7 protein-coding genes are annotated in these 11,836 nt (G+C 72.9%); 1 reads left to right on the plus strand and 6 read right to left on the minus strand.

Annotated features, from left to right (window positions below; all coding sequences use genetic code 11):
- Position 1: 1 nt before the first annotated feature.
- Positions 2-616, minus strand: coding sequence for a tyrosine-type recombinase/integrase (locus SSP29_RS34850; RefSeq protein WP_167450062.1), 615 nt, complete (start codon positions 614-616; stop codon positions 2-4).
- On the minus strand, positions 556-1,779 hold the full coding sequence (locus SSP29_RS58760; RefSeq protein WP_107436300.1) for a hypothetical protein: 1,224 nt from the start codon (positions 1,777-1,779) through the stop codon (positions 556-558). Before SSP29_RS58760 ends, SSP29_RS34850 begins: the two co-directional genes overlap by 61 nt.
- On the opposite strand from SSP29_RS58760, the gene SSP29_RS34860 reads away from it, so the two are divergent.
- Positions 1,774-2,073, plus strand: coding sequence for a hypothetical protein (locus SSP29_RS34860; RefSeq protein ID WP_107436302.1), 300 nt, complete (start codon positions 1,774-1,776; stop codon positions 2,071-2,073). The two genes, SSP29_RS58760 and SSP29_RS34860, sit on opposite strands and share 6 nt — an antisense overlap.
- A gap of 37 nt (positions 2,074-2,110) precedes the next feature.
- Here SSP29_RS34860 and SSP29_RS34865 read toward each other — a convergent pair whose 3' ends face one another.
- From SSP29_RS34865 to SSP29_RS34880, 4 genes are all read right to left on the minus strand, one after another.
- A complete protein-coding gene (locus SSP29_RS34865; protein WP_167450063.1) occupies positions 2,111-8,620 on the minus strand; it encodes a type I polyketide synthase in 6,510 nt (2,169 codons plus the stop codon).
- A gap of 74 nt (positions 8,621-8,694) precedes the next feature.
- Positions 8,695-9,738: a ketoacyl-ACP synthase III family protein gene (locus tag SSP29_RS34870; RefSeq protein WP_089104885.1), complete on the minus strand. Its 1,044-nt coding sequence runs from the start codon at positions 9,736-9,738 to the stop codon at positions 8,695-8,697.
- Between the two features lie 64 nt (positions 9,739-9,802).
- A complete protein-coding gene (locus SSP29_RS34875; protein ID WP_275539779.1) occupies positions 9,803-10,540 on the minus strand; it encodes an HAD family hydrolase in 738 nt (245 codons plus the stop codon).
- Positions 10,483-11,832 carry an NAD(P)/FAD-dependent oxidoreductase gene (locus SSP29_RS34880; protein WP_089104887.1) on the minus strand — a complete coding sequence of 450 codons (1,350 nt, stop codon included), beginning with the start codon at positions 11,830-11,832 and terminating at the stop codon, positions 10,483-10,485. Before SSP29_RS34880 ends, SSP29_RS34875 begins: the two co-directional genes overlap by 58 nt.
- Positions 11,833-11,836 lie beyond the last annotated feature (4 nt).

An 11,836-nucleotide genomic window follows, 5' to 3' on the forward strand; every position in this document is an offset into this window, starting at 1 on the left:
TTCACGGGCCGCCTTCCCGGTGGGCGCCGGCCCGGTCGGACGCGCGGGCCGGTACCGCGTTCCGGAAGCCGTCCCCTGCCGGGGCGGCGGCCGCCGTCGCGGACGAGGCGGCGTGACCGACCTGCGCGCGGACGAACGGCTCCGGACAGCCGACATCAATCAGATGCGCGATATAGCTCTGCCGCAGGCACTCGGGCACCAGGTCCTTCGCGAATCCGAGTTCGTCGCGCAGCTCGGCGAACCGCCTGTCCAGGTATGAACCGGTCACCCGGCTGGCCCGCTCCGTCAGCCAGAGGGCCGGGTACGCCTCGCCGCGCATCCGTGGGCGCGCGAGCTCGACCCACTGCCGAAGGCCCTCCACCGCCCAGTCGAACTCGGGCAGCGACAGCACGACGCGCTCACCGGTCGGGCTGCCGCCCGCGGACCCGGCGTGGCGCACGTGCAGCGATCCGTACCGTCCCCACTGCGGCACACGCGGGTCCGGCCGCAGATCCGGTACGTCGAGACGGACCACCTCGCCCCGGCGCAACCCGTAGGCGTACATGACCTTGAACATCATGGTGTCGCGCAACGCGGCCATCGCACCCTTGCGGCCGCCGTCCACGGTCCGCTGCACGCGCCCGTCGGCATGGTCGAAGAAGGCCTGGAGCTCGTGGCGGGACATCGGCCGGCGATCGGGCCCGTCCTCGGTCTCGCCGAGGCCGGCCGGGGTGCTTCGCTCGGAGCGGAGCCGTGTCGGCGCGTCCCCGTATCGCTCCGTGCAGAACACGGCCGGCCGGTCGTCGGGACGAGCGCCCCCGACGAGCACCGGAGGTGCCGTACCCGGCAGCTCCTGACGCCGCATGCCGCCTCGTCCTCAGAAGCCGGAATCGATGTGCACGGGCTGGTTCGGGTCGGGGTCGGGGTCGACGTCGTACTCCTCGAAGCCGCCTCCGGGAGCACGACGGGAGGCAGGCCGATCAGGAGGATCTCCGCCTCGGAGGCGTCGGAGGTCGCCAGCTCCAGTTGCTCACCCGCGTCGGCCCGGAGCGTGCTCAGGTACCTGAGGTCCTCGCCCTCGCACCCGGCCTCGCCGGACAGCACCGTCAGGATCCGCTGTGCGCCGGGGTCGATCGAGGTCCAGCGGACGCCGGGGCGCAGCCTGACCATCTCGATCCGGACTCCCCGCTCGGAGAAGGAGCCCATGAACTTGTGGTCGACGCCCTTGGCTCCCTCGACCGGCAGCCAGTTGAACCGCTCGGGGTCCGCGATCACCGGGTGCTGGTAGCGGGGGCGCGGGTACTTGAGCCGCTCACCGAAGACGTGCTGCCAGACCGTGTTGAGCCCCCATTGCCGCCTGCCTTCGGGGCTCACGTAGAGCGCGCCCTCGAACTTTCCGCCGGCCTCGACGAGTTCCCTCATGGCCGTGCGCCGCTGCTCGATACTCATGAAGCCGTACCCGGAGGATCCGCCGAACTGGAGTGCCAGGGCCAGCGGTTCACCCGGCTTCAGATCGGTCAGCGGGGATTCCTGCGGACCGTACGACAGGCCCTCGGGGAAGTAGCCGATCTGCCCCTCCTTGAGCTCCACACCCCGTCCGTATGTGGTGTTCGAGCCGACCAGCGGGATCCGGATCTGCTCGAAGTTGTGACGGTGACGCGGCATGGACCACTCGCCGACCTGCTTGGCCAGGACGTACATGTAGTTGTCCGGCGATTCCGGTTCCCCCTTGAGCAGGTGCTGGAAGTGCAGCACGCCACTGGGGTGGTCCTTGAACCAGTTTTCCTCGTCGATGTGCACGATCTGCGATTTCTGATCGATATCCAGGTGGGCCTCGCCCTTGAGCTGGGCACCAGGCAGCCCAGTGCATGGAAGAAGGCGACGGCTCCGCTCCAGGACGACAGGATGGCCGTCGTCGCGGCATTGGAGGCACGCGATGCGGCGCGGGCGGTCCAGTGCACGCAGACCTGCCACGACCACATGGTCGACCTGATCGGAAAGGCCGCACAGTCGAGGTCGTTCCAGCTAGCCGACACCGAGTTCGCCCGACTCGTCTCGCAGTTGTCCGCGGCTCAGAAGCAGTTGCTGAGCTGATCTCCCCGGGTTCCCGGAGTGAACGACGACGGCAGGATCACTCGCCCCCTGGTCGTTCGCCGGTGTTCAGCTGGTCCGTCAGCTCACTGAGTGTCGCCCGGCTGAGGATCTTGCCGATCGGCAGCAGTACCCCGTGCGAGCGTTGCACCTCCTGCCGGAGCTGGGCCGCCATCAGCGAGTCGAGTCCCTGGCTGGTCAGGTCCCGGTCCGGGTCGAGGTGCGCGGAGTCGACGCGCAGGATGGCCGCGACCTCGGCCAGGAACAGCCCTGCCCGGTCCACGGCGGGCGCTGCCTCCTTCTGCGCTGTCCCGTTCCCGTTCCCGGACGCGGACGCGCCACCTGCACTCGGCGCGGGCCCGTACGCGGGTGATGCCTGCGGGCGCGGCGCCAGGGTTTCCGGGCGCAGTACGGGGGACGTGAGCGACTCCGGCCGTGCGCCACGCGGCACGTCGGCCACGACGTCCCGCAGGAACGGGGAAGCGGCCGCGACCGGGTACGCGGCCCGCCACTGCGCCCAGTCCACCGGCATCACCACGGTGTCCCCGGCACCCGTGGCCAGGAGGTGATCCAGCACCGCGAACCCCGCCGCGGAGGCGAAACCCGTCATGCCCCGCGGGATCAGGTCCCGGCCGAGTTCGGTGCCCGCCCTCGCGGCCATGCCGCGGTCGGTCCAGAAGCCCCAGTTCACCGCGAGGGCCCTGCGGCCCCGGCTGCGCCGGCCGCGGGCGATCGCGTCGAGGCCCGCGTTGGCGGCGGCCCCGGCCGCGACCTGGGGTGACGCCAGCAGGGCGTTCCCGGAGGAGAACAGCACGAAGTGGTCGAGGTCGTCCTCGAAGAGACGGTCGAGGACCCGGCCGCCCTCCAGCTTCGGCCGCAGCACGGCTTCCAGGTCCCGCAGCGTGGTGTCGCCGATCGGCTGGTACACGAAGACACCGGCGGTGTGGAAGACGCCCCGGACCGGTGGCCGGCCGGCCGCGCGGCGGTTCTCCACCAGCCGTCGCATCGACCGCTCGTCCGCCGCGTCCACCGGGGCGTACTGCACCTCGGCGTCCTGGCCGCGCAACTCCTCCAGGAGGGCCGCGATGTCACCTCCGGACGGCGACGCCGGGCCGGGTACGGAGCGACCGGTGAGCAGCAGATGCCGGGCGCCGCGCGCGACGAGCCAGCGGGCCAGTCCGGAGCCGATGCCGCCGGCACCGCCGGTCACGAGGTACGTGGCGTCCGGCCGCATCCGGGTGGGCGCGGGCGCCGGCGCCTCCACCGGGGCGGTACGCAGGTCGATGAGCACCTTTCCGACATGCCGGGCCTCGGTCATGTCGTCGAACGCCGAACCGACGGCGTCCAGCGGGTAGACCTCGGCGGGTAGCGGCGCGAGTTCACCGGCCGCGACCAGGCGCAGCACGCGGCCGAGCAGCGCGCCGGCCCGCCCCGGGTGCTCGCGGCAGAGGGCGGCGATGTCGAGGACCCGGAAGGATCCGTTGTGCGGCAGGCCGCCCAACCGGGTCGGGCGGTCGTCCGCCAGATCCCGCTCGGCCAGTTCCACATAGCGCCCGTACGGGGCGAGCATGCCGAGGTTCTGGTCGACGGCCGTCCCCGTCAGCGAGTTGAGGATGACGTCCATCCCCTCTCCCCGGGTCGCGTCCAGCAGCGGACCCGCGAAGTCGCCCCGGGAGTCGGCGACATGGGCGACGCCCATCGTCCGCAGGAGGGCCCGCCGCTTCTCGCTGCCGGCGGTGGCGTGGATCTCGGCGCCCCGCCACCGGGCCACCTGGATCGCGGCGAGTCCCACGCCGCCGGTGGCCGAGTGGACGAGGACCCTTTCGCCCTCGCGGAGCGCGGCCAGTTCCACAAGGCCGTACCAGGCTGTCAGGTAGGAGATCGGCACGGTGGCGGCCTCCGCGAGACCGAGACCGTCCGGGACGCGGTGCGTCAGGCGGCGGTCGGCGAGGACCCGCGTGGCCAGTCCGGGACGGACGACGGCGACCACCCGGTCGCCCACGTCCAGTCCCCGTACGCCGGCGCCGGTGGCCGTCACCACACCGGCGGTCTCCCAGCCCAGCCGGCCGTCGCCGTCCCGGTCCGGGTGGGCCCCGGCGGCCTGGAGCACGTCCCGGAAGCCCACCCCGCCGTAGGCCGCGGCGATCTGCACCTCGCCGGCGGCCGGGGGCCGCACCTCGACCGTCGCGCGTACCGGGCCCGCGCGGCGGTCGTCGGCCGGCACGATCTCGGTGACGTCGTCGGCACCGGCCGCCGTTGATGCGCGGCGCAGTCGCAGGACGTACCGGGCGCCCGCCCGCAGCGCGATCTGGTCCTCGGCCGCGTCGGCGGCCGCGATCTCCCGGGCCAGCGCTTCCGCCTGCGCCGTTCCGTGGTCCCCGTCGTGGGCCGGGTCGTGGGCCGGGTCGAGGTCGATGAGAGTGTGCCGGACCGCGGACAGTTCGCTCGCCGCCGTGCGTCCGAAGCCCCACACGGCGGACTGCTCCGGGTCCGGTGCCCCGTCGGTGTTCGTGACCGTCTCGGCGCCGCGGGTGACGAGCACGAGCCGGGGGAGCGGCGCGTCCCACCGGGCGGTGGACAGGGCCCGGTCCAGCAGCAGCGCACTGCCGAGCCCGAGCGGCACCGCCCCCACCGGCCGCGGCGCCCGCATGCTCCACAGGTGCACCACCGCGGTGACCCCCTCGGGGTGATCGCGGCCGACCTCGTACAGGAGCCGGGCGTAGTCGTCGAGGCGGGACGGGTCGATGCGGTACGTCCGGTCGCCGGTGCGCTCGTACCTCTCCCCGGGCAGTACGGTGATCCGCGCCCCGTTCGCCGGGGCGAGCCGCGGCCCGAGCTCCTCGTCCTCGAACACCAGCCAGGCGCCGGCGGCAGGCTTCGGCGCGGTCACGGGTGCGGGCGCGGCGGCCGGGGTCCACCGCGGCTGGTAGAGCCAGTCGGTCGGCGGGCCGGGCTGTTCCCGGCGCAGCAGCCAGCGGATCCGCAGGCCGCGGAACTCGGCCAGCAGCGCGCCCTGTTCGTCGCGGACGGCGATGTCGCCGCTGAACGACTCGGCCGTCAGGTCGCGTTGCACCACGTGGCTGTACAGGGTCCCGGACAGCGGTCCGTACCGGCGGAACGCGTCGATGGAGCCCAGGATGAAGGCATGCTCCTCGCCGGGGACCGCGGTGTCGGGGAGGGTGGCCGCGAGCACCTGTCCGCAGGCGTCGAGGACCGCCGGATGGACGTGATGCCGCTCGTACTCGGCGAGACCCGCCGGGACGACGACCTCGGCCAGCGCCTCGTTGTCCCCGCGCCACACCTGCCCGATGCCCTGGAAGACGCCGCGCCAGTCGTTGCCGCGGGCCGCGAACCGGCGGTAGAACTCGGCGCCGGTGAGATGGTCGGGGACGCGCGCGGCGATCCGGTGGGGCGTGCCCTCGGGGACGCCGAGGGCGGGTACGCCGGCCGGTGCCTGCTCCACCTGGCCGTGCGCGTGCCGCGTCCAGTCGGAGCCGTCGGAGGTGGCGCTGTCGGAGGTGGCGCTGTCGGAGGTGGCGACGTCGAAGGTCCACCGTCGCCCGGCCGGCCGCAGCGTCACCCGCAGCAGTGGCGGCGCCTCGGCGGTGAAGAAGAGCGCCTTGTCGTACCGGACGTCCTGGACGACGACGTCGGAGCCGACGATCCCGGTGGCGGCGGCCACCGCCAGCTCCAGATACGCGGTGCCGGGCAGGATGACCAGGCCCTGCACCTGGTGGTCCAGGAGGTAGGCGTTGCGCTCCAGGTCGATGGGGCCCTCCCACCGATGGGCGCCGTCGTCGAGGACGGTGTGCGTGCCGAGCAGCGGGTGCCCACCCGGAAGGTCCGGCGTAGCAGTAGCAGCAGCCATGGCAGCCGTCTGCGGGGCCGCCGTTCCGGCAGCCGGTTCGAGCCAGAACTCGGCGCGCTGCCAGGGATACGCGGGCAGCCCCACGTAGGCGGCCGGCCCGTCGAACAGCGCGCGGTGTCGCACCGGGTATCCGGCCTGGTGAAGCTGTCCGACGGAAGTCAGCAGCGCGGTCAGGTCGTCGGTGTCGCGCAGCAGCGACGGCACCACCTGGTCGTCGGTGCGCTCCTCGGGCAGGCACTCCTTCACCGCCGCGCTGAGCACGGGGTGCGGGCTGATCTCGACGACGGCCGCCGCCTCGGGGCCCGCGGTCTCGGCGTCGACGGCAGCGTGGAAGCGGACCTCGTCGCGCAGGTTGCGCACCCAGTAGCCGGCGTCCAGTTCTTCGCCGGTCAGCAGCTCCCCGGTCACCGTCGAGCGCAGCGGCACCTGTCCCTTGCGGGGCCGGATCGGCTCCAGGGCGGTGCGCAGCGCGTCCAGCAGGGGGTCGACCTGGCTGCTGTGCGAGGCGACGTCCACCCTCACGATCCTGGCGAGGACGCCCCGCTCGGCCAGTTCGGCCAGGACCTTCTCCACCGCCGGGGTGCGGCCCGAGATGATGGTGCGGCGCGGGCCGTTGCTCACCGCGACGTCGACGTCCGGCACGTCGGCGAGTTCCCGTCGCACCTCGTCGGCGGGCAGGTCCACCGCGGCCATCGACCCGGCGCCGGCGATCTCCCTGAGCAGGGCGCTGCGGCGGCAGATCACCGCCGCACCGTCGGCCAGGGTGAGGGCGCCGGCGGCGCAGGCGGCCGCGACCTCGCCCATGCTGTGCCCGATCACGACGTCGGGCTCGGCTCCCCACGACCGCCAGAGCGCGGCCAGGGAGACCTCCATCGCCCAGAGCAGCGGCTGCACCACGTCGATCGGCCAGTCGGCCTCGTCGTCACCGGTCAGTCTTTCGAGCACCGACCACCCGCGCTCGGCGCGGACGTGCCGGTCGCACTCCTCGATCGTCTCCCGGAAGACCGTGGAGGTGCGCAGGAGCCGGCGCCCCATTCCGGCCCACTGGGAGCCCTGGCCGGGGAACACGAAGACCGTCCGCCACCGCGCGGCGGTCCTGGCGGCGACGATCGGCCGGCCCTTGCGCAGCTGCCGGACGACCTGGTCGTGGTCCTGGGCGAGCACGGTCATGCGGTGCCGGTGATGGGTGCTGCGGGTCAGCGCGCTGAAACTGACGTCGCGCAGGTCGTGCCGGCGCCCCTCCCCGTCGGGCCCGAGTAAGTCGGCGTAGGTGTCGGCGAGTTCACGCAGCGCGGCCGGCGTCTGCGCGGACAGGGCGAGCAGGTACGGCCGCGGCTCGGCGGGCGGCGGCGGCACGGCCGCGGGGCGGTGCTCGCCGAGGACGACGTGGGCGTTGGTGCCGGAGATGCCGAACGAGCTGACGGCGGCGTACCGGGGAGTGCCGTCCCGGCCCCAGTCGCGGGCGGCCTGCGGTATCTCCAGCGCCATGCGGTCCCAGTCCACCGCGTCGGTCAGCCGGGCACTGTGCAGACTCGGCGGTACGACGCCGTGCGCGACGCACAGCGCCGCCCTGATGACCGCCGCGATACCGGCGGCCGCCTCGGTGTGGCCGATGTTCGTCTTCACGGAGCCGACCAGCAGGGGGTCCGCCGCGGACCGGCCCGCGCCGGTGCCGTACACCGCGTCCAGGCCGCGCAGTTCGATCGGGTCGCCGGTGGGCGTGCCGGTGCCGTGCGCCTCCACGAAGCCGACGGCGCGCGGGTCGATGCCGCCGCGCGCGCAGGCGTGCCGCATGGTGTCGATCTGGGCGGTCTCCGAGGGGGTCATCAGGTATCCGCTGCTGCGGCCCTCGTTCTCGACCGCGGAGCCGTGGATGACGGCGTGGATGCGGTCGCCGTCCGCCTCGGCCCGCGCCAGCGGTTTGAGGACGACGACGCCGACGCCGTCACTGCGGACGAAGCCGTCGGCGTCGGCCGCGCCGAACTTGCACCGGCCGTCCGCGGACAGCATGTCCGCCTGCGAGAAGGAGATGCTCTCCTCCGGCGTCAGCACCAGGTTGACCCCCGCGGCCAGGGCGAGGGTCGCCTCCCCGCCGCGCAGCGCCGCGCACGCCTGGTGCACGGCCACCAGCGACGAAGAGCAGGCGGTGTCCACGGAGGTGCTCGGGCCGCGCAGATCGAAGAAGAACGACAGCCGGCCGGACAGGACACTGCGCGACGTGCCGGTGTTGGCGTAGATGTCCAGCGCCCCGGCGGCGCGCAGCAGGTCCCAGTACTCGGCGGTCCGCTGCCCGACGACGACCGCGGTCGGGCTCCCCGCGAGCTGTTCCAGTGTCAGCCCGGCGTCCCGCACGGCCGCCGCGGCGGTCTGGAGGAGCAGCCGCTGCTGCGGGTCCATGTGGCTCGCCTCGCGGCCGGACACCCCGAAGTAGTGGGCGTCGAAGCCCCGGATGTCGGGCAGGAAACCGCCGCGGCGGCTGACGATCCGCCCGGGCGTCCGCGGGCGGGGGTCGTGGAACGCGTCGACGGGGAACCGGTCGGCCGGGACGTCCGCGGTGGCGTCGACCCCGTCGAGCTGCATCCGCCAGAACGCCGACAGGCCGTCCGCGCCGGGGAACTCGCAGGCCATGCCCACGATGGCGATCGGCTGCCGGGCTGCCGGGTCCTGCTGCTGCGCCGTCACGCGGCTTCCTCCTGTCGGCGTCGGTCCTGTCGGCGTCGGTCTCGTCGGCATCGTCCTGTCGGCATCGTCAACCCCTAGGTCCAGGACGGCGGTTCGGTGATGGTGAGGATCACGGCGACGGCCGACCAGCCCGGGGCGCCGCCGAAGAGCAGGACGTGGTCACCCGCGTCGAGCAGCCCGGTGCGCAGCAGATGGTCGAGGGCGATGAACTGGTCGCTGGACGAGGCGTGTCCGATCCCGCGGCCGAACTCCCACTGAGACCGGGAGACGTCCAGGCCGAGCGGGTCCATCATGCAGTTCCGGGTGGTCGCCTCGTCGCCGTTGGGCACGAGGACCCAGCGCAACTCGCCGACGTCGATGCCGGCCTCGTCCACGGCGGCGAGCGCCGTCTCGGAGCAGGCCTTCGCTATGCCGTCGGCGACGCTCACCCCGGCGATCTCCCGCACGCGTTCGTTGAACTGCTGGGCGCGTTCGACGGTGTCGATCCGCCGGCCCGCGGACCCGGTCGGCGGGAAGAGTGGCTCGTCCCCGCGCGCCATCGCCTCGAACTCGGGATAGACCCGGGAGACGACCGCGTCGACACGGGCGAAGCCGGCGGTCGGGCTGATCACGACGGAGCTGGCCGCGTCGGCCGCGATCACACCCATCGGACCGCTGTCCCACCGGTTGAACAACGGCGAGTTGAAGTTGTCCGCCGTGGTCAGCAGGATGTCCGGCCGCTCGGCCGACTGGTACGACAGCAGGGCGGCGGCCAGCTCGACACCGGTGAGCATGCTGTTGCACCCGTTGCGGATCTCGGTGCTGCCCGCCCCCGAGATGCCCAGCTCCCGCATGACGTACGCCGACGGCGACCACATCTCGGGCCCCTGGTAGAACGTCGAGCCGTGCAGCACCGTGCCGATCGCGGCGGCGCCGCCCGGGGAGCGGCCGAGTGCCGTCCGCGCGGCGCGTACGGCCATGTCGGGCGGCGACTCCGATCCTGCCACCAGAACGCTGCGCAGACCGCTCTCGGCGAAGACCGTGGCGTCGTACAGGCCCGCGGCGACCGCCTCGGACGCGGCGTAGGCGGCCGGCAGCCAGCAACCGAGTCCGCTGAGGAACACGTTCGGCGGCCTCATGCCGGTCCCTGGCCGGGACTCGTGGGCGTCCTGCCCTGTTCGATGCGCGGGGGCCGGGGCTCGTTCATCTCGATGCGTCGCTTTCTGTGGGAGATCGGAAGGGAGCGGCGGTGTCCACCAGGCGTGCGAGCCGTTCGACGGTCAGCTCGGACAGGCTCCGTACGCCGAGGTCCACCGGTTCCGGCGTCGGCGCGACCGAGACCGTCACACACCCCGCGACATGTCCCGAACGGAGCCCGGCGGACGAGTCCTCGACGACCACGCAGCGCCCCGGTGCGATGCCGAGCCGGGCCGCGGCGGTGCGGTACGACTCGGGGTCCGGTTTCGGGCGCCGCACCTCGTCACCCGCCAGGGTCACGGCGAACTCCGCCCGGCCGAGCGAGGGCAGCACGGCGTCCACCAACGCCCGGTACGAGGAGGAGACCAGCGCGCACGGAACACGCGCCCGCCGCAGCGCCCGGAGCAGGCCGACGGCTCCGGGCAGCGGAGCGATACCGAGGCGCAGCCGGTCCAGCAGGCGGCCGCTGACACGCGCGTACAGCTCCTCCGTGTTCATCGGCGGCCGCGCGAGACCGCTGAGCCGGGTCAGGTTCTCGGCGACGCCCCGCCCGCGCAGCTCCTCGGGCCGGATCGCGGCGGCCGGTACTCCCGCCGCGCCGAGCACCGCCAGCAGGGCGTCGTGCAGGAGTGGTTCGGTGTCGACGAGGGTGCCGTCCATGTCGAACAGGACCGCCCACGGCGCGGTCAGAACAGCGCCCGGGAGCTGAGGGACACCTTCATCCTGCCCAGCAGCGGGTGCCAGAGGTGGCCGGGGTCCGCCTCGACGGCGGCGATGAACTCGCGCATCGCCGTCAGCGCGGCCGGCTCCTGCTCGTCGTAGACGTCCCCCTGCAGCAGTTTCAGGACGTCGATCCGGTAGCGGGGGTCCTGGACGAAGGCGGTGAACAGGATGTTCAGGCGGTAGTAGATGGAGATGAACTCGTACCAGCTGGACACACCGCGCCGCAGCTTCGTCACGTAGTTCTCGAACCGGCCGGCGCCGAAGTCGCCGGCCTCCGCGGCGGCGATGATGTCGGCGCAGGCCAGCCGGGCGCTGTTCATGGCGACGCTGACACCGCTGGAGAAGATGGGGTCGACGAACCGGGCCGCGTCGCCGACCATGACCATGCCGTCGTCGCACACCTTGGTCATGCCGTAGCTGTAGTCGCCCTCTGCCTTGAACGGGCGGACCCGCACGGTGTTCTTCAGCGCGTCGTGCAGCAGGGGCCTGCTGGCCACGGAGTCCCAGAAGAAGCCTTCGAGATCGTCCTTGCCCTCCCTGAACCGCGCCTTCTGGGTGACGACCCCGACCGACGTGATCGTGTCGGTGATCGGGATCTGCCACACCCAGGTGTCGCTGAGCGGCAGGAAGTGGATGAAGATGTACTCGGCCTGGTTCTCGTCGTTCGCCAGGGCCTCCCGGTCGAGTCCCTCGAACCAGCTGTGCACCGCGTACTGGTTGAACACCGGGTCGGGCACCTTCACCTTGAGCTGCCGCCCCAGGAGGGTGCCGCGTCCGCTGGCGTCGACGACCATCCGCACCGCCACCTCCGCGGTCGTCCCGCCGAGCCCGACCCGCAGCACGGGACGGGTGGGGTCGGCGAAGTCCACGCCGCGCACCCGTACCCCGGAGAACACCTTCGCGCCCAGGCTCTCCGCGTGCTTGAGGAGGATGTGGTCGAACCGGCCGCGGTCCACATGGAAGGTGTAGTCGCGGTCGACGCCCAACTGGTCGCGTTCGTTGAACAGCACGTCGGCCGCACCGAGGCCGTGGTCGTGGACCTGGAAGCCGAGCGGGTCCACCCCGTCCGCGTTGGCCGACGTCCACGCGGCGCCGTACTTGCGCGGAAAGCCCGCCGCCTCGATCTTCTCCATGGCGCCGATCTCCAGCAGCACCGGCGTGGTGGCAGGCACCAGGGACTCGCCCACGTGCTCCCGCGGGAAGAACTCGCTTTCGAAGACCGCGACCGACAGACCGGCCCTGGCCAGGTAGGACGCGGCGGTGGAACCGGCCGGGCCGCCGCCGATGACGCCGATGTCGTAGTCGTGAATCATCTGT

Origin of the sequence: Streptomyces hyaluromycini (assembly GCF_002217755.1) — a bacterium.
GTDB lineage: Bacteria > Actinomycetota > Actinomycetes > Streptomycetales > Streptomycetaceae > Streptomyces > Streptomyces hyaluromycini.

Coding starts and splice junctions, on each gene's coding strand:
- SSP29_RS34870 (WP_089104885.1), bottom strand. CDS start 9,738: ATGAGGCCGCCGAACGTGTTCCTCAGCGGACTCGGTTGCTGGCTGCCG.
- SSP29_RS34880 (WP_089104887.1), bottom strand. CDS start 11,832: ATGATTCACGACTACGACATCGGCGTCATCGGCGGCGGCCCGGCCGGT.